Here is a 20,728-nt window from a genome sequence, read left to right as displayed (position 1 = left end):
AATCCCGAGATTTCCGTCAATACTGATTAACAGTATAGTCACGACCTGGCATGCTCACTGCAGGCAGGTTGGAAAATCGGAGGAGGAGAACAGGGATGAAGTTGCTTCAATGGTTTGTCAAAATTGTACTTACCGTCATGCTGGTTAGCTCATTGACCTTACTGACGACCGGATTAATTGTACAGTCATATGTAAAATCGCTGCTGGCGAGTTTCAATATTGAGTGGGAAGGTCAGCCGCTGGGGTTAACAGCCATGTTCCAGGGTGCCTTGGGTGGCAAAGCGAGCGAGGAGAACAAACCTGGCTCAGGAACAACCGATCAGCCGGCCGGAGCGGAAGAAGAACAGGTTCCAGAGGACGCCATTTCGGTGATGGGGAATGGAACAGACAGTAGTGGTACAGGTACCGGAAATGGTGCATCTAATACAGATGACGCTTCAAATGAAGCAGAGGGATCTGCCTCTGCGGGGGGAAACGAGAGCAATAGCACGGGGACAGACAGCGTAGATGCAAAAACCAATAAGCCTTCAGAAGGTGTTACCGATAGTGGAAGTAGTACAGCTGCTGGCAATGGTACAAGCGAAAGCTCCAGCGATTCTGCTTCTTCAGGCAATGATACGATAGTGGTATCACCAGATGATATTACGGGAACAAAAGACAAGCTGCCACTGGAGGAAAAGGAGAAGATCTTCAGTCTGCTTATGGCCAAGCTGCCCCAAAATGAAATGCAGCAAATCTCGGGAGCCATGGAAGATGGCCTGACCGAGCAGGAATTACGTGACATTGAACAAGTAATTTCGAAGTATCTGACCAGTGAGGAATACGATAACCTGATGGAAGTACTCCAAGCTGAATAAGTGATCGTCACTAATACTCATTAAAGTGAGTTTATATAGTTCCACCATTCTCACGCTAAGAGACTAAGAGAGCAATCAAGTTCATCTACCTATTTCAAGTTTACAAAATCCCTACTGGAGAACATCTGGTGAGGGATTTTTGATTGTGTTTTTATGAAAATAATTTCACCTTATTGTGGGTCTTAGAACCTAGTCTTAAAACTAGATCGAAACTACATAGTATACCTGAATCGGAGGCATAATGGGTAAGAATATTTTGCTGCCATGTTATGGGTAATACAGGAAAACCAAGCGGGGCTTGGTTTTAAGGTGTGACGGGTAGAGTTGAAATGAATGTAAAACCTGTGTTAAAGTATACGGGTGTGATAAAAGGTTAAAATTTTGACACTTTTATGAGCGCAGCTAAAGTCCTGATTTGCGGACACCCAAGTACAAATATCGACAGACATGAGACAGACACGGATGGGTGTGTCTTGACAGAAATGCGAACTGAGAAGTGCTGAAAAGGAGAGAATCATGAAAGGTTTCAGAGGCATACGCCAACCGGGCAAAAACCGGGTACACGAACAATCCGGAGAACACCGGACGGCCGAAGACAAAAACAACATGAGCATGTCCAACTTCAGTGTGAATAAAAAGCGCGTTCTGGCCTCGCGTAAATGGATCATAACAGCGGCATGCGGTGTGATCATCGCTGCATCGATCGGATTCGCAGGTAAGCAGTACGTTGCTGCAAACACGGTTCCCTATTATAAGGTAATGGTCAAAGGGAACGAGATTGGCAGCATTACGGATGAAGCGCAGCTCCAGAAACTATTTGCAGACAAAACCGAGGAATACCAAAATAAATATCCTGAAGCGGAAATGGTGCTGAACACAGATGGCATCACGACCGAAACGGTAAAAGCGTACAAACCTGAAGTGAACAGCGAAGAGACGCTGGACAAACTGGATGACATGCTGACTGCATATGCAAAAGGTGTGGAACTCAAGGTGGATGGCGAAGTTATTGGCATTGTGAAAGACCAGGCAACAGCAGATGCTATTCTTGAACAGGTGCAGAACAAATACATATCGGCATCGGCTGTGCGCAGTTCGCTCAAGACGAAGTCGGTATCGGCAAACTCATCCAGCAAAGCGGAAGGGCCAAGCACTACGCTGAAGTCGGTGGACATCAAGGAAGATGTGGCGACAGAGGCAGTCAAAGCGGATCCAAACAAAATATGGGATGTATCCGAGGCGGTTAAAGCTTTAACCGTTGGTAAAGATGCGCCCGTAACTTATGTCGTGCGTGAAGGAGATACGATCTCTTCCATCGCGGCAAAGTATGAGATTACACAAAGCGAGATTCGCGCAAACAATCCGGGCATCAAGGAAACGTCGCTGCAAATCGGGGACGAGCTTACGCTGACCGTGCCTAAACCTGCAGTTACGGTTAAATCGGTAGAGCAGGTTGTGGAGCAAATCGAGATTAAACCACAGGTCGAAGTGCGGAAGAGCGCTGAGTTAAAAGCGGGCACAACGAAAGTGGTACGTCCTGGACAAAGCGGATTAAAAAGCATGCAATATCGTGTAACCAAGGAAAATGGTGAAGTCATCAAGGAAGAATGGCTGGGCCAGGAAGTGATCAAGGCAGCTGTTACGGAAGTGGTGCTGAGCGGAACCAAAGTGGTCGGTGAGGGTACAGGCGAATTTGCCTGGCCGGTATCGAACGCAACCATGAGCAGCAGCTTCGGACAACGCTGGGGTCGTCAGCACAAAGGTGTCGATCTGGTAGGTAACCGGGATGTAAAATCGGCCGATGAAGGCGTGGTTACTTTTGCAGGACAGAAGAGCGGGTATGGCAATGTCATTATCATTAACCATCGTAACGGATATGAAACACTGTATGGCCACCTCGACAGCATTGGCGTGAAGGTTGGACAAGTGGTTGAAAAAGGGGAGAGCATCGGCGTTATGGGCAACACGGGTCGTTCGACCGGAACGCATCTGCATTTCGAGATCATCAAGAACGGAACGCCAGAGAATCCGATGACTTACCTCAATTAAATACAAGTAATCAGAAGCAAGGTTGGCTGAGATGCCGGCCTTGTTTTTTCATGCTGTAAAATATTTTCAATTTGTAGCATTTGGATCGACGGATCGGGATGTGAGTGTCCTTCAGGTATGTTAAACTATACAGTAAAGGTATCATTACAGATAAAATAGTTAGAGTCATATTCTATATAAGATAAGTTCAAAAAGAGATAAAGACCGCCAGGGCGGATCAAGCAGGATATAGGGGTGAATACAGCCGATGCAGGGGAAGATTTTGGTGGTGGACGATGAACAGCCCATTGCGGACATTCTGAAGTTTAATTTGGAAAAAGAGGGGTACGAGGTCATCTGCGCTTTTGATGGCATTCGTGCAGTTGAACTGGCGTTATCCGAGAAACCGGATCTGATGCTGCTGGACTTGATGCTGCCAGGTAAAGACGGCATGGATGTGTGCCGCGAGGTACGAACTCATCTGGAGATGCCGATTATTATGCTGACGGCAAAGGACGGAGAGATTGACAAAGTGCTCGGGCTGGAACTGGGTGCGGACGATTATGTGACCAAGCCTTTCAGTACGCGCGAGCTGCTCGCACGGGTAAAGGCACAGATGCGCAGACGGCAAAAGCCTGCGATGACCGCCGAAGCACCGGAGGACGATGAGAAGCAGGTCATGCGGCTGTTTGATCTGGCATTTGATATGGACATGTATACAGCTTACAAAGGCGGAGAACCGCTCGATCTGACTCACCGTGAGTATGAGCTTCTTTATTATATGGCGAAGAACTCCGGCAAAGTCATGACACGGGAGCACCTGCTGCAGGCAGTATGGGGGTATGAATATTTCGGGGATGTACGTACCGTGGATGTCACGATCCGTCGTCTGCGCGAGAAGATTGAGGAGAATCCGAGCAAACCGGAAACGATTCTGACTCGCCGCGGGCTGGGTTATCTCGTGCGCAGTCCCAAAAGCGTGGGGATATAATGGGGCGATTCTCGCGATTCTCGTTCTTCCGAACGATTCAGGCGAAACTGATTATTATCTATGTACTGCTGATTCTGATTGCGATGCAATTGATCGGCGTTTATTTTGTAAGTGCGATGAAGAACTCACTGACGAGCAACTTCACTGAGGATTTACAGGCACGAGCGGAGATGCTGTCTGTTCTCGTGGGTGAGACCATGGCCGGCGGAGAAGCAGAGGCTGGTGAGGACAAAACGGAAAATCTGCGCGTACTGGTGAACAATCTGTTCAACATTAACGGTGCCGAGATTCAGGTGCTTGATGCCAGTGGCAAAGTGTTAACCACTTCCCTGAGTTCACATTCCGATTATGTGGGTCGCAAAAATACCCAGACCGTTGTCAGCCGTGCGCTGCAAGGCATCCGGGATAACGAGGAATACATTGTAGATGAGGACAATGTCCGCAAAAAGGTCGTTGCCAAGCCGGTCATGTCCGGCGGCAAGATCATCGGTGCGGTCTACATTGCCGCCTCCATGAATGAACTGTATTCCACCATGGAGGGAATCAATAAAATTTTTATCTCCGGCATTCTGATCGCCCTGGTGTTAACCGCGGTGCTCGGCGTAATTTTGTCGCATACGATCACGCAGCCCATCAAGGAAGTCACCCGCAGGGCAACAGCGGTTGCAGAAGGCAACTTCGATCAACAGACACCTGTATTCGGCACGGATGAGATTGGTCAGCTGAGTCGGGCGTTCAACTACATGACCAGTCGCTTGCGGGACGCTCTCTCTCAGAATGAAGAGGAGAAGGAGAAGCTGACGTCCATTTTGACGAACATGAGCGATGGTGTGGTTGCAACCGACGAGTATGGCAAAGTCATTCTGGTCAACCGCCGCGCCAGCAGCATTCTGGGTATGCGCCCTGCGGATATTGAAGGAAGGCATTTTGCTGTCCTGCTCGGCATAGATCCGGAAGACGCGGAAGCACTTGCGAGTGGTTTTACGGGTTCAACGCTGCTGCAAATCGCACCAGCCGGACAGGAGGATCCTGTCGTCATTCGCATGACGTTTACGCCGGTTCATCGTCGTGAGCTGGGCATTACCGGAACGATTGCCGTGCTTCAGGATGTCACCGAGCAGGAAGAGCTGGAGGCATCCCGGCGCGAGTTTGTTGCGAATGTATCGCATGAATTGCGTACCCCGCTGACGACGATTAAGAGTTATGCAGAAGCGCTCGATGATGGAGCACTTGAAGATCCGCAGCTGGCGGGGAGATTCGTTGGTGTGATTCAGAATGAGACGGAGCGTATGATACGGCTGGTTACCGATCTGCTGCATCTGTCCCGGCTGGACTCCAAGGAAGCCCTGCTGCGCAAACAGCCAACAGACATTATGGACATGCTGGAGGAGGTAACAGACCGATTCTCGTTCCAGATGCATCAGAAGGATATTCAACCCGTGTTATCGGTGGAGAATGGCATTCCTGAAGTGCCGCTCGATCGGGACCAGATTGATCAGGTTCTGGATAATGTCGTGTCCAATGCGCTGAAGTATACGCTGGAGGGCGGAACGATTACGATTGCTGCCAGACGCAGCGATGCACATACACTTGCCATCTCGGTATCGGATACGGGAATGGGAATCCCGCAGCGGGATTTGGATCGTATTTTTGAACGGTTTTATCGGGTGGACAAGGCTCGCTCCCGCAGTATGGGTGGTACAGGATTAGGGCTATCCATTGCCCGGGAAATTGTCAGGGCTCATGATGGGACCATTTCTCTGGAGTCTGAGGTGGATGTGGGTACAACCGTAACATTCACACTGCCAATGCGTGAAGAAGGAGGTGAGCACCTTGAAGGAACGGATTAAATCCCTGGTGCTCGCTTCTCTCGTTGCTGCCAGTCTGGTGCAGAGTTACTTCCTGATCTATCGTTTGCCTGGTGGCGGGGATTCAATTGTGACGTCAGAGACGAACTATGTGAAGACCGAGAACATGGGTCAGGAACGCGATATTGAAGAGCTGATCTTCCCCGATCAGATGATGATTCATCTCGGAGAGGACAAACATACCGTGTTTTACCCAGGGAATACCTTCTATCAGCTGATCTATTCACGTCTGCAAGGTCGGACGTTCGATGATTTTCAGCGGCGTACCGTACAGTCTGTAAACTGGGATCAAATCCGCAAGGACAACCCCGGCATTGAGCTGTCGTTCAAGGAAGGCATTCCGGTTGCCCTGTTGCAGCGCGTGATGCGGCTTGGTACGGACTCCCTGTTCCAAGGGGAAACGATTAATCGGATCTCGATCTATACGGCTAAAAATGAAACGAAAGCCCATGCGCTGTTCTTCAGCGCCAAAGGTGATGTAGTCTACGAAGCAACTCAGGCCGACCTGACGGTACAGGACGTACAGCAGCATGTCGACTTCGGTACGAACTGGACGCCATATACGTTGATGGACGGTGGATATTACATTCCGGCGGAAGCGCTGGATGCGGTTGAGGCAGATGTGCCGACAGGACAGTTCACCGTGGAGCAGATGCAGCGCAGCCTGTTCTTCGATCCCAGCATGACCCGGAATATTCGGGAAAAGGATGGATCGGAGATTTATACGGACAGTAAACGAAGTCTGCAAGTGAAGCAGGATCAGCGCTGGATCAGCTATACTGATCCGGCGGCTCCGCCTGCAGGACAGATTGATGCGGCGAAGGACGCATTGTCTGCCGTGGATTTTGTAAATCAGCATGGCGGCTGGAAGGGCCGTTCGCGCATGATGCTGGACACTGCGGACAACAAGACGCAGCTTCAGTTCCAGCAATATTACGGCAGCTTCCCGATCATGGATTCGGTGCAGTTCCGCTTCGGCACGATCAGTATGGAGATGCAGCAAGAAACAGTGTCCAGCTATGAACGCTCGCTGGAATACCTGAATGAAGGCGCCGAGACGAAGAAGTCCGTGAAGCTGCCTGGTGGAGACAAGCTGAAGGCACTGATCCAGAAGGTAGCTGGTGAGAGCCGCCAGGTAGTAGATGTGTACCCGGCGTATCGCCCATCCACCATTGAGGGTGGGCTGAAGCTGATCCCGGTATGGGTTATCCGCTTCAGCAATGGAGAGGAGACCACCGTATCTTGATAGGTTATAGCCATTAAACATCAAGTTTGCTACACTGGGCGACTACGCGGTCAGAACAACCTTCCGATCGCTGTTACAAGGCTGCTTTGGAAGTAACATTTCCTCGGATCAAGCGTTAACGAATCGACAGCACCTTAAAAGGCCGATTATTACGGAATGCAAAGTTTAACGAATCTTAGTGGCGTTATACGGTAGAAAACAGCGTTAAAATCTGCAGATATACGAAATAACACCTCTGTAATTCGTTAAACCACAGATCTGTGAAAATGGGATCTAATAGCATGCGCTAGATTCGCTAGATCCTGTAACTTCAAAGTGCAAAGGCTATGAACGGGCCAAATCCGGTGAAAGTGTAGGCCAATTTAAAAAGTATTTCAGATATCTGACTTAGGGAGGTGAACGTTTTGGATTGGGGACGGGCGAAAAATGTGTTGATCTATGCCTTCCTGCTGCTGAATCTGGTATTGGGTTATCAGATCTGGATGGATGCGCGGGAGACGGCCGGAGCCAATCTGGACTTCACCTCGCTGGCAGATAATACGCAGCAGGCGATGGAAGAGAAGGGCATCCAGGTGCTGGCTCCCATTCCGAACGAAACGCCGAAGCTGCCGAAGCTGTCCTATGAGTTTGTAGAAGAGGACAAGACAGGGATTCAGGTCGAGCTTGAGCAGCCGGTGGACAGTAAGCTGATCTTCTCGCAGAGGGAGCTGGAGGACGTGCTGGCGAGCGAAATTCCGCAGATCGGCACATATCGGCTGGATCAGCTGATGACAGAGGATGGGGCCTTTGTGCTTCATCCGCTTGTCGATGGAAAATGGCCGCTCTTCAATGTCAGTCTGGAGCTGTTCTACAGCGATCAGAAAATTACGGGTTACCGTCAGACTCCGGTGCGGATTACAACCGCGGAGGAGAGCGATCAGCAGGTGCTTCCGGCGCCCAAGGCGCTGGGAACGCTGATCGAGAACTTTTTGCCAAACGATGCGATTGTCAAAGACATTCAGCTGGGCTATTACGGCCAGTTGTTTAATTCAGATATGCAGGTAGCGATGCCGGCATGGCGGTTCGTGCTGGAAAGTGGCGAAGTGTTGTACGTGCAGGGCATCAGTGGGGATGTATTCAGTCCCAAGACAGACAAATCAGGGGAGTAATGCGTTATGGGGATATATTTTACGGTGTTATCCAGCGGTTCGACAGGGAACGCCACGGTCATACAGCATGGGGGAACATCACTCATGATTGACGCGGGCCTTAGTGCGAAGCGGCTAGAGGCATTGTTTCTGGAACGGGAGATTTCAGGAACGGAGTTGGACGGGATTCTGGTTACACATGAACATTCCGATCACATTAAAGGACTAGGCGCGATGTCTCGGAAATATAATTTACCAATCTATGCGAATACGAATACGTGGGCGGCGCTGGAGAAGTCGGTTGGGGCGATTCCAGAGGAAAACCGGAGGGTGTTTGAGACGGGGGAGCAGCATGATTTTGGCTCTCTGCGCGTGGAGTCTTTCGGCATCTCCCATGATGCAGCGGAACCGGTGGGGTACACGTTCGATGATGGGAGTGAAAAGCTATCCGTTGCAACAGACCTCGGATATATGAGCGACAAGGTTCGCGATGCGATCGCAGATTCCGATGTGCTGGTGCTGGAGGCGAATCATGATGTCGAATTGCTGCGCATGGGGCGGTATCCATGGAACACCAAGCGCCGCATTCTGAGCGACATCGGGCATTTGTCGAACGAAGCGGCAGGGGCAGCGCTCAGTGAGCTGATGAACGGACGCATCAAGCGCACGTATCTGGCACATCTCAGCCGGGATCACAATATGATGGATTTGGCGAAAATGACCGTGCGTGAAGCCATGGAGAGCCGGGGTTGTTTTTATAAGGATCATGAATTCAAACTCTGTGATACGTATTATGACCGTCCTACGCCATGGGATAGGGTGGGTGAGCCATAAAGCTGTCGAGCTCGGCGGCTTTGCGTTCCACTTCCTCGCGGGTCAGAATGCCTTTGTCAATCAACAGCTCGATGATGGTGCTTAGCGCTAGAGTGTTACGGTAATGTTCTTCTTTGAGATCGGCCAGCTTGGCCGCCATATGAACCTCATCCATGGCTGTGAGGGTACGTGTGCGTTCCATAAGTAAAACCTCCTTCTATGAACCTTCGAATTGGTCTTTTACTATTATTGTAGTCAGGCTGGATGGAAAACATTCCTCTTTTTGCCGCTATAATTTGAATTGCTAGGCGTGTATGCTGAAATCTGTAGCTTCATGAACTGAAAAAGTTCTTAGGAAATTGGTAAAAGTGCGCTTAGCGAACCGGATTTTGTGGTGATAGTTACTATGGACGTTTTATTGTAGGTCCGTTATTGGTAAGTCCGTTTTAGCAGAAATTTGCGTCAATCTTCGTAAATATGCAACTTTTTTGAATTTGGCGTGTTTAGTATATATGGAGCCTTGGAAATAGGCTTGTTTGTTCGGGAAGTTGGCATGTCGTAGAATACGAGAACGTTGCTGATAGAGTCACGGACAGGATGGGAGTGCCCGTTCTGTTGTACATAGACGCTTCATTTCGGGATAGCGGGGATGCAGCGATATGCAAAACAACCTTGAAAAATGCTAGAAAGCATGGAAAACCGTTGGGGTCTTCACGTAACGGAGACGACAGAAGGAACCTGGAGAAACGAAGTGTTCGCCTGAAAGTTTTCTGAAAGAAAGCTGGTTCGGGAGCATACGGCTGTGAACAAATTTTCAACTTGGAATAAGGAAATTTGAGTAACAGCGCTCGAAAGGTTCATCTGTCGGCGGAGTAGGCTATGTGAGAACACCATCGTTGGCCATGCCAGAATGTTCAGGCGGCAGTCAGGATCTGGATGCGTGACAACGAAGGGGAGAGGATCACGATGGGATTGTTCGGAGACGATTTTTATTCAACCAAAGTATCAAGACGCGCCGAGCCTGTACAGAAAGGCAAACTTCAGATTATCCGTCCCGGTGGGCGGGACCGCTGGCAAAATCCGCGCAGATCGCGCTCAGGCATCAGCTCCACCGTGAAGGTAGCAGTGATTAGTTCGGTAATCAGTTCCATCGTGACCGTTACGCTGTTCAGCTTCATTATGCAGCCTGCATCCATCCCTCTTGCTAACGCGACAGGCAATGGTGGAAACGGGAGTAATGTGCAGGCGGCGCAGACCGCTGACCCATATGACCGGATTATTCAGGCGGCAGCTGAGGTACGTCCTTCGGTGGTGAGCATTGTGAACCATAAGACAGGTGGCAGCCTGTCCATGGAAGACTCGGCGCTCGGGTCAGGTGTCATTTTCAAGAAGGAAGATGGCAAGGCCTATATTATGACCAACCATCACGTAGTCGAAGGGGCAAGTGATTTGGAGATCGTGACCGTCGAAGGCGAAACGCACAAGGCGAAACTGGTCGGCAAAGACCGCGTAAGTGACATTGCAGTTATGTCGGTAGAAGACGCCAAAGGCATTGGACCAGTAGCGGAGATTGGTGATTCCAGCAAGCTTCAGCGTGGTCAGACAGTACTCGCGATCGGGAATCCGCTTGGTCTGGGCGGCACGCTGACATCCGGTATTGTCAGTTATACCGACCGCATTCTGCCGGTATCCATTAATCAGGATGGTGTATATGACTGGGAGCAGAATGTGATCCAGACCGATGCAGCGATCAACGAAGGAAACAGCGGAGGTGCGCTGGTCGATCTGAACGGGAAAGTGGTCGGCATCAACACGATGAAAATCTCGGACACAGGTGTTGAGGGCCTGGGCTTCGCGATTCCGATGAACGAAGTGATGAAAACCGTGGATTCGCTGCTGCTGAACGGCAAAGTATCCCGTCCATACCTGGGCGTGTACACCGTCGATCTCAGCAATCCATATGCTCCACTGGATGACGAGCAGCGCAAAGATCTGAAGCTGCCATCTCACGTCGACAGCGGTGTGGTGGTGCTTGAAGCATCTGGTCCGGCATCTGAAGCGGGCTTGAAGCTCAATGACGTCATTACGGAATTTGACGGGCAAAAAATTACCTCTACGCTCGATCTGCGGAAATATCTGTACGATGAGAAGAAGATCGGCGATACCATTGAAGTGACCTTTTACCGGGACGGCAATGCCGAGAAGGTGTCGGTGAAGCTGACGGATAAACCGGAGTAAAGGTAATCGGAAATAGATTTGCTAAGAAGTCCTCTGCTTGTGGAAGAAGCGGCACATCATTCATTGGAATGGTAGAACCTTCTGACATGAATCGGGGATTTTTTTTATTTTCCTATCCATAAGCGGATTGAACCAGAGCCAAAGTCTCAGTTACAGCAGGTGAAGGCTATGATAGACTATTTCAATACGTGCCAAGTTGTTCGATTATGCGAGTAACATGCATTTGTCGTGGCTGGATTGGAATGACCAGTTTGGAAGAGGGGAGCTTATTTCGATGAAACATTTGGTGAAAAAATCGCTCGGAGGAGCGGCATTACTGCTGTCATTGTCCGTACTGTCTGCGTGTGGGTCTGAGGTGTCTTCATCCGGATCTGCGGATAACAGCGGTTTGGAGGGACGAGTTGCAGGTCTGGAGAAGCAGCTTGCCTCACAAGGTGAGAAGAGCGTAGAACAGGATGAGAAGATTGCAGAGCTGGAGAAGAAGCTGGACGAGCTGAACAGCACGGTGACAGCGGTAAATGATGCGGGTGGAACTGAGTCTGCTCTTGCAGGAGACAACGGATCTGCAGGGAAGGGAGATGGCGTGCTTATTACGTTTGCCCAATACGAAAAGATTGAGGTGGGTATGTCGTATGATGAAGTGAAAGAGATCGTTGGCGGTGAAGGTGAGGCCCTGAGTGAGGCGGAAAATTCAGTGGTTTATAATTATAAGGGTTCTGGTGATTTGGGCGCCAACGCAGTTCTGGCGTTCCATAGCGGCAAGCTGCTGACCAAGGCACAATCGGGATTGAAGTAAGGAACTTGGACTGGAGAACGAACGCAATGAAACCTTAATGGGGTTCCTTGTTTGAAAGTATAGGAGCGTTTCTTGGGTGCACCGGATCGGTGGCATTAAGAAACGCTTTTTGGTTTTATTTCTGTCGGTTGGGGAAGATTATTGGGGGTTAAACTCGATAAATGAGGGTTAGGGGTTTCTTTTCCACCGCAGGTGTGATAGAACAGAGAAGTGGCTATCCTGTAAGGATAAGCGGTTGTGAATCGGGAGCATAGCTGGTTACAGAAAGGATGCTTGAACGGATGTACGTTGTATGCAAAGAACACGTGGACATTGCCATCGACATGTTTGTCGATGAGTATGAGGACGCTCCGGATATTGTTGATCTGAAGGAGACGGAATTTGCCGATTGGGACCCGCCTGCGAAGTGCGCCGAGTGCGAACAAAAGGCCGAGTATCTCGTCGTCTAGCGTACTGTGTAGGCATCCGCAGCAGAGGCGTCCCTTATGGACGCACTCGCTCGCCTGCCATCCGGTATGAACATCAAAGGCAAGAAGCAGGGAGAGCGTGTCGGAGCGCTCTTTTTGTGTTTGTCGGAGAATGAGGAGATGGCGGTATCTGCTGTCTGTGGGTGAAGTCGGGTAGGGAGAGTCATTCTTTGAAGCGTAATGTAAGGAACCTGAGACATTTTAAATGGGTTGATTTGGGCCAATATGCGGGGTTAACGAACCGTATACACGCTATTTGCCAGAAATGAACTGTATAGAGCCCTTACTTCCTCGTATTAAGGTGCGTGAGGTTTGCTAGCTGGACAAAACATGTACATGAGGCTGTATAAGGTGTGAGAGGTTCGGTAGTGGATGCGGGTTTCATCATTGAGATCATAGGTGCGGGGAAGCACCGTTCATAAATAGATACATACAGGATTGGATCATGAGGAGGAAATGGTTTTATGTTCATTCAGATTATTGGCGTAGGCAAATTGAAGGAAAAATATCTGACGCTCGGCATTCAGGAATATGCCAAGCGACTTGCCCCGTACATCAAGTTTCAGATGATCGAGGTCGCAGATGAGAAGGCGCCCGACACCCTGAGCGAAGCTGAGGTGCGGGCGGTGAAGGAGCGCGAGGGTGAACGCATCCTCGCGCATGTGAAAAGCGAGGCGCATGTCGTTGCGCTCGCATTGGACGGCCAGCTCTGGAGTTCCGAGGAGCTGGCAGCAGAGATCGACAAGCTCGGCACGTATGGGACGAGCCATGTCGTGTTTGTCATCGGAGGAAGCCATGGGCTCTCCGATGAGGTACTGCGCCGCGCGAAGCAGCGCTTGAGCTTCGGGCGCATGACCCTGCCGCACCAGTTGATGCGGCTGGTGCTGGTGGAGCAGATTTATCGTGCGGTGAAGATAAATCGGAATGAACCGTACCATAAGTAGGGCGAAAATTATTGTTAAACTTATATTGTCTATTAATAGACAATAAAGTTTTGTAAAATAGGTAGAAGGGGGGGATTTGGTGCCAAGTGACAAAGCATTTAATACTATCTTTGATCAGATTCGATTATTAAAAAATAGAGGTTTGCAGATTAATAATTTTGGTTCTGCTAAAGAACATCTTAAAGAAAAGAATTATTTTGATCTTATAAATGGTCATGAGACATTATTACTTGATGACTCGAAACATTTGCCTAAGAAATATACTAAAAAGTCATTTGATAATTTTTTAAGATTATATGATTTTGACAAACAATTCTCAAGTTTAATATTAAAGAAAATATCAGAGTTTGAAACAAAATTAAAAACAACAATCTCATATCACTTTTGTAAGAATCATTGCTCAACTTTAGCAGAAAATAATAATTATATAGATATAAATTATTATAATATACCGGGATCAACTGATGGACCAAAACAATATGTGAATTATTTTTACGATTCCAATAACCAAGATAAAACTCATAAATTATTTAGAAGTAATTATAAGTATAGAGGGAAATTTAGAGGTACATTTAATGGAATTGTAACGTATCTACCTTCGAAGACTATATTAAAAGGAGTCTTTACTGGTCGCTTTGGATCTTCTTCGATAAGAGAAGTAAAAGCGGGCAACTGTATGTTCTATAATTCAAACCAAAGAACACTTTTAGCTGCACTGCATACAGTAAGTACAACCTCTGGGTCAACTGTATCCCTCAATTTAAATATACAAAGAGAAGAAACAATACAAGGTTTAAACTATATTGACGATTGTAAGTTGAAATTTTCATATATTAATGAATATAATAATCCACCGTTCTGGGTTGTTATTAAAACTTTAATGTTAAACGATTTGATTGTCTTAATGTATGGATTAAAAAAACGTACACTTGATGCGGTCTTAAGAGACTTTCATTTGAAGCCCTACGAGAAGGAGAAGTTCTTAAACTCTTTAGAGATAATTAGAGAGCTACGAAACTCCTGTGCGCATTTTGAACTGGTTAATCGGTTCAGAACGTCCCAAAGTTTAAAAGTAAATAACCATCTGATCTCTGACTTGCACCTATCACCTATGAGATCACAATATGTAATTAAATTATTCGATGTATTAAAAGTATTAAAAATGTATATTGATTTATCAGAAATAAAGTTATTTTTACACGATTTTTGGATTAATGAAACTAAGTATGGTAATGATGATATTACTCTGGCATTGTTTGAGAGGATGGGAAATTCAAAAATAAATGAATGGATCTAGAATGGATTGACTTCAGCGCGAATATAGGTTAAAATTAATACATATAATAACGAATAGCCAAGACGGCGTGTCAAGCTTGCGTAGCTTGCTAAAAGTCCCTAGCCACCTTATCCTTTGAGATAAGGTGGCTTTGTATTTTGAATCAGTTGAGAATTTCTCCGAAGGTTTTATGTAAAATCTCAAAATAATATTTAAATGTAAACGACTTTTATTTTAGGGAAGTATGTGCGTATTCTATTTCGCTTTAAAGTGATACGGTGAACCGTATCACAAATAACGAAAAGCCCTAAACAAGCTCCCCTTTAAGTAGGCAGGATTAATAAATAAACCGGCTACTTCAGAGGAGCATATCAGTTGTCGTGAATGTCGAATGCTTGGGTATCCTTTAAAATGGTTTTACCACATCATCTGAATCAGTGGAGTAAGCCAGCTCTTTCTGTGCTTCCAGAGCGGCCAGTCTGTCCAGCAGGGCTGCTCGGATTTGCTCATAGGCGTCACTGCCCAACGCCATACGTATCGGACCCTCTCCCTGGTCGACACGACGGATAATCTGCTGCGCCATTTTATCCGGATCGCCGACAACCATTTGATTGAACATGCTCATATCTATACCCGGCAGTTCTCCCTTCATCAGGCTAACGAATTGGCTCGCCTCCGTATCCCGGTATTCGTCCATCCGCTCACCGAATACGGCGTTGCTTGTAATGAAATTCGTTCGGATTCCGCCGGGCTCCACCATAGTGGTCTTAATATTGAACGGAGCCACTTCCTTAGCCAGCGCTTCAAAGGCTCCTTCGACCGCCCATTTCGAAGAGCAATACAGTCCCATACCCGGAATAGAATAATGACCCGCCATACTCGAAATCTGTACCATGTGACCGCCGCCCTGCTTACGGAAAAAGGGTAGGACTGCACGCGCTACACGTAGGGAGCCAAGCACATTGGTCATAAACTGATGCTCAATTTGCCTGTCGCTTGCTTCTTCCACTGCGCCATACAATCCATAGGCTGCGTTATTGACAAACACATCGATCGTACCCAACTCTGAAAATGCACGTTCCACCACTTCAGCAATTTGCTGAGAGTTTGTCAGATCTAAATTAGCCTGCCATAGTTGGGAGCCATACTGTGCCTGCAGATCATCCAGCACACCCGGCTTGCGTATCGTTGCGGCTACACGGTCCCCCCTATCAAGCAACCGGTGAGTTATACGTGAAGCCAAGCCTCCTGATGCTCCTGTAATGAACCATGTTTGCATGCTAAACACCCTCCAATCGTTGTCTTCCACTGAATCATACAAGCAACTGGAGGGAGCTAGCCACAGCATGTCTATTCTATTAACGGGAGTAACAGTCTACGGTAGCTGCCTGTCCTGCTCAAGTAAACGTAATAAATTCTCCTCCGTACCTGAACCGGGCACCGGAACAAAGAAACACCAGTGCAGTCCCGGGTCATTATCGATTACAGCCGCGGAGTGGAGCTCGAACTCCATCTCCTGTGCGTCAGGAACACGGAATAAAGCGGTGGCTACGTGTTTTTGTTTGATTTCATATAGCTCCCAGAAATGTACGAACTCCACGCTTTCCCGCGTCAAGCGTTCAAACCGTTCCATATATAACGGGTTGTTCTTGTAAAGATCGAAGCCTGCCCGCAGAACGGCTACAGAGTAACGGGCAGCGCCTTCCCAATTCACCAGTCTGTTGCGGTAATCCGGCTTTAAAAACATAATGTCCATCATATTCCGTTCGTTGTCCGGCAGACTGCCGAAATCGGCTACGATCAGTTCTGCCGCTCGATTCCAGACGATAACGTCCGTACCTTCATCCGTGATAAAAGAAGGATAATGCAGCTGATCTATGATTTGCTGCAAAACTCTCATATCCGGCCCTTCGCTATTTGGCACTGTGACAACGCTTGTCTTGTCTACATTGGCCAGATCGAACAGATGCTTCTGCTCATCATCGTCAAGCTGAAGTGCTTTACCGATACTGAGCAGCACTTCCGGCGAAGGATTAACCTCCTTGCCTTGCTCCAGCCAGGCATAGTAAGTCACGCTTATATTGGCAAGATAAGAGACTTCTTCTCTTCGAAGTCCCGGAGTGCGTCTTCGTCCGGGCAGCGGCTGGATCCCTGCCTCTGAAGGCTGCAACCGTTCCCTGCGCGATTTAAGGAAGTCACCCAATGCGGATGGAGAATGATTCTTTTTCAAGTGGGTCACCTCTATTTACTTATCTATTTACTCATAGGGAAGATGCAGATTACTAGTACCAAATGGACCAAAAGCACTTCCTACACATTCATTATAATCTCTGTTAATTGTCGGTTGCCACAAAAGAGAACCATAACGAGTACCGATACTGTTACTCCCGTTTATAGAATAGATATACTGTGGTTAACCCCTCCTACCAGGTTCATGCTCACCTTGGACAAGAGTAAAGTTTTCATTTTTCCCCCTCCCCCCTTCTCTTTTCGCTTCAATTTTCAACTTGATTGTACCGTATGAAGCCCGCATACAAAGGATTAGTAATAATTGTCCGTACTGTTGGAATTGCAAAGAAGGCTTTTGTACCCCTCTTTGTTTAATTGGTTAGCAATTGCTTTATAGCCTTTACCATTAATGTAGAGGTCAGAGATATACCGTACAAGTGAGGCTTCTTTTTCGTCAGTAACAAGTTGTTTGTTTACTGATTTGTAGCCTAGTACAATACCACCATTCCATTTACCTTGTTTTGCGCGTTCGTTCATACCCATCATGGCTTCTGGAGTCTGGAGCGGTCTGGTGGGGTGTCGAAGGGTGGGGGGGAGTTTACATCATTTGTGCTTGGCACTTTCAGAAATGGCGTTAGCACATCCATCGACCGACTTTGAATATAATTTAAAGCGATACGATAACAAGTAAAATATGTAGGTTATGGTAATTGAAATTTACCTTCACGTAATGTAAAATTACTTGATGGAAAAAACATGAAGGGGTGGGAGCATGAGGTGGAAGCGGAAGACTTACATTCAGTCGACTTGCGTAATTTCATATTTCCATTCCATTAGGACACTAAAGCATTTATTGCTTTAGTGTTTTTATTTTATGGGGGTGTAATAATTGTCAAGGTACAAAAGAGTTCTCGTTAAGCTAAGTGGTGGAGCAGTAGCAGGAACATCTGAATTTGGTTTTGAGCCAGAAATGTTAGACCATATTGCGGATGAAATTATGTCAGTAGTAAATTTAGGCGTTGAAGTATCGTTAGTTATAGGTGGGGGTAACATTTTCAGAGGTAATATGGCGGAAAGCTGGGGGATAGAAAGGGCAGAAGCCGATAACATTGGGACGCTTGCGACTGTAGTAAATAGTTTAATGCTTCGTGGAGTTCTTAAAGCCAAGACCAAAAAGGAAGTACGAGTAATGACGGCAATACCTATTACTTCAGTTGCAGAACCATACATCCGTCTAAGAGCAATCCACCATCTAGAAAAAGGCTATATTGTAATTTTTGCAGGGGGGAACGGTCAACCTTACGTTACAACAGACTATCCTTCAGTACAAAGAGCCATCGAGGTTAATTGTGACGCTTTATTAGTTGCAAAGCAAGGTGTTGATGGTGTTCTTAATGCAGACCCTAAGTTTGATAAAGATGCGAGGAAATTTCGTTCGCTTCATTACAACGACGTTTTAAAACACAACTTAAAGGTAATGGACCAATCAGCTTTCATTTTAGCAAGAGACTATAGTCTGCCAATGCATGTATTTAACTTCGATAAACCAGGCTCGATGAAAGAAATTTGTGAAGGTAAGAATAACGGTACGATAATTAGTGGCGAATCAGTTTCAGAGTTGGAATGAAATATGATAGAAATACTACTTTCCCTCGATTTAGCGGAACGATAGTTCCATAAAAGAAAAGTTATAAATACAAGCCCACTCCGCCAAAGGAGTGGGTTGTGTTTATACTGATATGTATATCTTGTGGTCAAACTGTACTTTGTGCTTAGATACATTACGAGGAACCGTCAGGCCAGATCTATATGATCGCCAAACGTATGTATGTACACCGTTCTATTTATGATGAATTTGTGGAAAAATATATAGAAGCGGCGAATCGCTGATTCGAATATGACGGTAGGTCCGGTTAATAAGGTGACCCTGAAGAAGAAATAAAGAAGCCACTCCATTTTTTTGGAGTGGCTTTGTACTCAGCTATTATACGGTGAACGGCGGCTATTTTCTACCTAATGTCTCCCAAACTCCATGGAGCCAGGAGTCAAACTCAGCAGCTTTGTCGCCCTCGTAAGTATCATAGATATCCAGACGTGTCTTTTGCAGTTTTTCCTTAAATTGCTCAAATGTGTGACCTTCAGGAAGGCTTTTTTTAATCCGTAGCAAAATTTTGTTAAGACCTTTAAACAGATCGCCTTTGTTTTTGGCAGGCATTTGTACATCTTCATCCAACTGCTTGAGCTTGAGATATGCGGCTTCGCGCACTTGAAACACTTGATCATTTTTCAAAACATAATGTAGCAACTGTATGGTAGGGACGGTATCCCAGTTTCCCAATTCGTTCACCGCATTCAGTCTGTCTCTCCAGCTTGCCGACCGATTAGCCGCTCGTTTGAGCTCTTCAAAGTTTTCCGGTAGTTCGTTCACTGCTCCAATATCATGGTTGTTCGTCAAAGTTCAATCTCCTTAATCATCGCCATCTCGGCAGAATGATGAATGTTAATCAGGTAAACACCATTATAGCACGAACCTGGTTAAACTACTTCATTAAAGCCGATTGGTTTGCCTGAAAATCACATTCACCACTTGACGATCTTTTTTTTCTTAATGAAGTCTACCATATACACCCAACCAATCAGTCCACATAAGACAAAACCAAACGCATGCAGAGATCCATAAATGGGAATAAAATCGAGTATGGTCAAGGAGTACATATTTTTCAGTAACGGATAGAAGATGGAAATGACAACAACCGTGTAAAAGGCCAGGCAAGAAAGGCCTAACAAGAAGGCTGCCTTAATATCCAGTGCGTTTTTCTTCAAGTACGCAAGGAGATAAGCGGTGTAAACCACAATATTGCAGGCGAACAAAGTGACACCAATGTACTCGATCGGCTTGGAGAAAATCATACCGAAAGCAATCAATATGGGTCCGATGATATCGATGGCAACAACCCAGGGATACCAGCTTTTTTTCGTCATGATCCGTCCCAGTGCGCCAATAAAAATCGGAACGATTGCAGATGAAAAATGAAAATGGACAGAGCTTAACGCGTGTGTTGCCACATTAGCTTCAAAGAGGTCAAATTGATATTGATATAAGGTAAACCAAATGCCCCCTATAAAAAAATAAACGAGCCCGGCGCCAATCGCTATCTCCGCTGCTTTTCCTTTAGAGATCACAATAGTGGTCAAGCCATAGATGCCAAGCAGCAGTGTGAACAATAGCCACCCAAGGGACAGTATCCCTGGGATTGCCGTACTTTCTAACCCCCACATCTTACTACTCATTACCGAGGCCAGGGTAAGAAGCGCAGCGGGATATTGAAGCCATTTAATAGCACCATAAATCATTCGTTGATGTGTATTCTTTGCGTCATGGTTCAAAAGTAAAATCACAAGAGGAACAATGACGAAAGCCGCAAACAGTAGAAATTTTTCAACAAGCTCGAATTGGAGGTAATCAAGATAAAATATAAGAATGGTTATGATTCCACCTGGGAACGCTGGTGCTAATAATGATTTCATTAGTTGCTTGAGGGAACTATTCATGGTGTTTCCTTTCTAACCTACGTTTATCGTAATAACTGCCTGCATCCAGTTGTGTGGCGTTCTTTATTATAGATCGGCAATTCTTCCTTTTGTAGTCTAACACATTTAATTGTCAATATATGAAAATAAGCTTATCTTACTGCGAGAAGGATCGATATGGGAGAATATACAGTCCTATCAGTCTATGATTTTCCCCAAGAAAACGAAAGCTATGTTCACCGAATCGCTCGTACAAGGAGAGCGGGAAAATCGAGGGCAGCAATCTCCTTCGCCACGCCGACAGAGGACAGGTTGAT

Annotated in this window: 20 protein-coding genes and 1 pseudogene; 15 read left to right on the top strand and 6 right to left on the bottom strand. The window is 46.8% G+C overall.

What is annotated here, in order from left to right; all coding sequences use genetic code 11:
• Positions 1 to 95: 95 nt before the first annotated feature.
• The 7 genes from HP552_RS19475 to HP552_RS19445 all read left to right on the top strand — a co-directional run bounded on the left by HP552_RS19475 (position 96) and on the right by HP552_RS19445 (position 8,951).
• Positions 96 to 857 carry a hypothetical protein gene (locus HP552_RS19475; protein WP_175397041.1) on the top strand — a complete coding sequence of 254 codons (762 nt, stop codon included), beginning with the start codon at positions 96 to 98 and terminating at the stop codon, positions 855 to 857.
• A 516-nt stretch (positions 858 to 1,373) separates the two neighbouring features.
• The gene (locus HP552_RS19470; protein ID WP_175397040.1) at positions 1,374 to 2,906 is read left to right on the top strand and encodes a peptidoglycan DD-metalloendopeptidase family protein; all 1,533 of its coding nucleotides are present in this window, start codon (positions 1,374 to 1,376) and stop codon (positions 2,904 to 2,906) included.
• A gap of 247 nt (positions 2,907 to 3,153) precedes the next feature.
• The gene (gene yycF / locus HP552_RS19465; RefSeq protein ID WP_175397039.1) at positions 3,154 to 3,876 is read left to right on the top strand and encodes a response regulator YycF; all 723 of its coding nucleotides are present in this window, start codon (positions 3,154 to 3,156) and stop codon (positions 3,874 to 3,876) included.
• Positions 3,876 to 5,726 (top strand): cell wall metabolism sensor histidine kinase WalK, encoded by a 1,851-nt coding sequence (walK, locus tag HP552_RS19460; protein WP_175397038.1) that lies wholly within the window; start codon positions 3,876 to 3,878, stop codon positions 5,724 to 5,726. Before yycF ends, walK begins: the two co-directional genes overlap by 1 nt.
• Positions 5,710 to 6,990: a YycH family regulatory protein gene (locus tag HP552_RS19455; protein ID WP_175397037.1), complete on the top strand. Its 1,281-nt coding sequence runs from the start codon at positions 5,710 to 5,712 to the stop codon at positions 6,988 to 6,990. Before walK ends, HP552_RS19455 begins: the two co-directional genes overlap by 17 nt.
• Before the next feature lie 404 nt (positions 6,991 to 7,394).
• Positions 7,395 to 8,138, top strand: a complete 744-nt coding sequence (gene yycI, locus HP552_RS19450; RefSeq protein WP_175397036.1) for a two-component system regulatory protein YycI — start codon at positions 7,395 to 7,397, stop codon at positions 8,136 to 8,138.
• A 6-nt stretch (positions 8,139 to 8,144) separates the two neighbouring features.
• Entirely contained in the window at positions 8,145 to 8,951 is an 807-nt protein-coding gene (locus HP552_RS19445; protein WP_175397035.1) for an MBL fold metallo-hydrolase, read from the top strand.
• On the opposite strand, the gene HP552_RS19440 is transcribed toward HP552_RS19445, so the two are convergent.
• The gene (locus HP552_RS19440) at positions 8,920 to 9,132 is read right to left on the bottom strand and encodes a hypothetical protein (RefSeq protein ID WP_095290595.1); all 213 of its coding nucleotides are present in this window, start codon (positions 9,130 to 9,132) and stop codon (positions 8,920 to 8,922) included. The genes HP552_RS19445 and HP552_RS19440 overlap by 32 nt on opposite strands.
• 764 nt (positions 9,133 to 9,896) lie before the next feature.
• Here HP552_RS19440 and HP552_RS19435 point away from each other — a divergent pair.
• The 6 genes from HP552_RS19435 to HP552_RS19415 all read left to right on the top strand — a co-directional run bounded on the left by HP552_RS19435 (position 9,897) and on the right by HP552_RS19415 (position 14,672).
• Positions 9,897 to 11,168, top strand: a complete 1,272-nt coding sequence (locus HP552_RS19435; RefSeq protein ID WP_175397034.1) for a S1C family serine protease — start codon at positions 9,897 to 9,899, stop codon at positions 11,166 to 11,168.
• Between the two features lie 274 nt (positions 11,169 to 11,442).
• On the top strand, positions 11,443 to 11,964 hold the full coding sequence (locus tag HP552_RS34700; RefSeq protein WP_217506479.1) for a hypothetical protein: 522 nt from the start codon (positions 11,443 to 11,445) through the stop codon (positions 11,962 to 11,964).
• Positions 11,965 to 12,245: 281 nt separating this feature from the next.
• Positions 12,246 to 12,413 (top strand): CxxH/CxxC protein, encoded by a 168-nt coding sequence (locus tag HP552_RS19425; protein WP_063870633.1) that lies wholly within the window; start codon positions 12,246 to 12,248, stop codon positions 12,411 to 12,413.
• 36 nt (positions 12,414 to 12,449) lie between these two features.
• The gene (locus HP552_RS35440) at positions 12,450 to 12,578 is read left to right on the top strand and encodes a hypothetical protein (protein WP_281366111.1); all 129 of its coding nucleotides are present in this window, start codon (positions 12,450 to 12,452) and stop codon (positions 12,576 to 12,578) included.
• A gap of 317 nt (positions 12,579 to 12,895) precedes the next feature.
• A complete protein-coding gene (gene rlmH / locus HP552_RS19420) occupies positions 12,896 to 13,375 on the top strand; it encodes a 23S rRNA (pseudouridine(1915)-N(3))-methyltransferase RlmH (RefSeq protein ID WP_095362209.1) in 480 nt (159 codons plus the stop codon).
• 79 nt (positions 13,376 to 13,454) lie between these two features.
• Positions 13,455 to 14,672 carry an Abi family protein gene (locus HP552_RS19415; protein ID WP_175397033.1) on the top strand — a complete coding sequence of 406 codons (1,218 nt, stop codon included), beginning with the start codon at positions 13,455 to 13,457 and terminating at the stop codon, positions 14,670 to 14,672.
• Positions 14,673 to 15,057: 385 nt separating this feature from the next.
• On the opposite strand, the gene HP552_RS19410 is transcribed toward HP552_RS19415, so the two are convergent.
• The 3 genes from HP552_RS19410 to HP552_RS19400 form a co-directional block, all read right to left on the bottom strand.
• A complete protein-coding gene (locus tag HP552_RS19410; protein ID WP_175397032.1) occupies positions 15,058 to 15,930 on the bottom strand; it encodes an SDR family oxidoreductase in 873 nt (290 codons plus the stop codon).
• A gap of 96 nt (positions 15,931 to 16,026) precedes the next feature.
• Positions 16,027 to 16,890 (bottom strand): helix-turn-helix transcriptional regulator, encoded by an 864-nt coding sequence (locus tag HP552_RS19405; RefSeq protein ID WP_312884314.1) that lies wholly within the window; start codon positions 16,888 to 16,890, stop codon positions 16,027 to 16,029.
• Between the two features lie 302 nt (positions 16,891 to 17,192).
• Positions 17,193 to 17,417, bottom strand: a complete 225-nt coding sequence (locus tag HP552_RS19400; RefSeq protein ID WP_175397030.1) for a recombinase family protein — start codon at positions 17,415 to 17,417, stop codon at positions 17,193 to 17,195.
• A gap of 352 nt (positions 17,418 to 17,769) precedes the next feature.
• Between HP552_RS19400 and pyrH the strand changes: the two genes are divergently transcribed.
• Positions 17,770 to 18,507 (top strand): UMP kinase, encoded by a 738-nt coding sequence (gene pyrH, locus HP552_RS19395; RefSeq protein ID WP_175397029.1) that lies wholly within the window; start codon positions 17,770 to 17,772, stop codon positions 18,505 to 18,507.
• 167 nt (positions 18,508 to 18,674) lie between these two features.
• Positions 18,675 to 18,767, top strand: a pseudogene (locus tag HP552_RS19390) (aldehyde dehydrogenase family protein); the annotation flags it as partial.
• Between the two features lie 115 nt (positions 18,768 to 18,882).
• On the opposite strand, the gene HP552_RS19385 reads toward HP552_RS19390, so the two are convergent.
• Together HP552_RS19385 and HP552_RS19380 are read right to left on the bottom strand one after the other, a co-directional pair.
• The gene (locus tag HP552_RS19385; protein ID WP_175397028.1) at positions 18,883 to 19,335 is read right to left on the bottom strand and encodes a HEAT repeat domain-containing protein; all 453 of its coding nucleotides are present in this window, start codon (positions 19,333 to 19,335) and stop codon (positions 18,883 to 18,885) included.
• Between the two features lie 125 nt (positions 19,336 to 19,460).
• Entirely contained in the window at positions 19,461 to 20,432 is a 972-nt protein-coding gene (locus HP552_RS19380; protein ID WP_175397027.1) for a YndJ family transporter, read from the bottom strand.
• Positions 20,433 to 20,728 lie beyond the last annotated feature (296 nt).

Origin of the sequence: Paenibacillus xylanilyticus (assembly GCF_013359935.1) — a bacterium.
GTDB classification, from domain to species: Bacteria; Bacillota; Bacilli; order Paenibacillales; family Paenibacillaceae; genus Paenibacillus; species Paenibacillus xylanilyticus.
Note: the sequence above shows the minus strand (reverse complement) of the source record. Positions and strands in the feature narration are given on the sequence as shown.

What these genes read in the sequence shown, in the direction of transcription:
- HP552_RS19380 (WP_175397027.1), bottom strand. Translation starts at nt 20,432, where the DNA reads ATGAATAGTTCCCTCAAGCAACTAATGAAATCATTATTAGCACCAGCG.
- rlmH (WP_095362209.1), top strand. Translation starts at nt 12,896, where the DNA reads ATGTTCATTCAGATTATTGGCGTAGGCAAATTGAAGGAAAAATATCTG.
- HP552_RS19470 (WP_175397040.1), top strand. Translation starts at nt 1,374, where the DNA reads ATGAAAGGTTTCAGAGGCATACGCCAACCGGGCAAAAACCGGGTACAC.
- HP552_RS34700 (WP_217506479.1), top strand. Translation starts at nt 11,443, where the DNA reads ATGAAACATTTGGTGAAAAAATCGCTCGGAGGAGCGGCATTACTGCTG.
- yycF (WP_175397039.1), top strand. Translation starts at nt 3,154, where the DNA reads ATGCAGGGGAAGATTTTGGTGGTGGACGATGAACAGCCCATTGCGGAC.
- HP552_RS19435 (WP_175397034.1), top strand. Translation starts at nt 9,897, where the DNA reads ATGGGATTGTTCGGAGACGATTTTTATTCAACCAAAGTATCAAGACGC.
- HP552_RS19410 (WP_175397032.1), bottom strand. Translation starts at nt 15,930, where the DNA reads ATGCAAACATGGTTCATTACAGGAGCATCAGGAGGCTTGGCTTCACGT.
- HP552_RS19400 (WP_175397030.1), bottom strand. Translation starts at nt 17,417, where the DNA reads ATGAACGAACGCGCAAAACAAGGTAAATGGAATGGTGGTATTGTACTA.
- HP552_RS19445 (WP_175397035.1), top strand. Translation starts at nt 8,145, where the DNA reads ATGGGGATATATTTTACGGTGTTATCCAGCGGTTCGACAGGGAACGCC.
- HP552_RS19440 (WP_095290595.1), bottom strand. Translation starts at nt 9,132, where the DNA reads ATGGAACGCACACGTACCCTCACAGCCATGGATGAGGTTCATATGGCG.
- HP552_RS35440 (WP_281366111.1), top strand. Translation starts at nt 12,450, where the DNA reads ATGGACGCACTCGCTCGCCTGCCATCCGGTATGAACATCAAAGGCAAG.
- HP552_RS19475 (WP_175397041.1), top strand. Translation starts at nt 96, where the DNA reads ATGAAGTTGCTTCAATGGTTTGTCAAAATTGTACTTACCGTCATGCTG.
- walK (WP_175397038.1), top strand. Translation starts at nt 3,876, where the DNA reads ATGGGGCGATTCTCGCGATTCTCGTTCTTCCGAACGATTCAGGCGAAA.
- HP552_RS19425 (WP_063870633.1), top strand. Translation starts at nt 12,246, where the DNA reads ATGTACGTTGTATGCAAAGAACACGTGGACATTGCCATCGACATGTTT.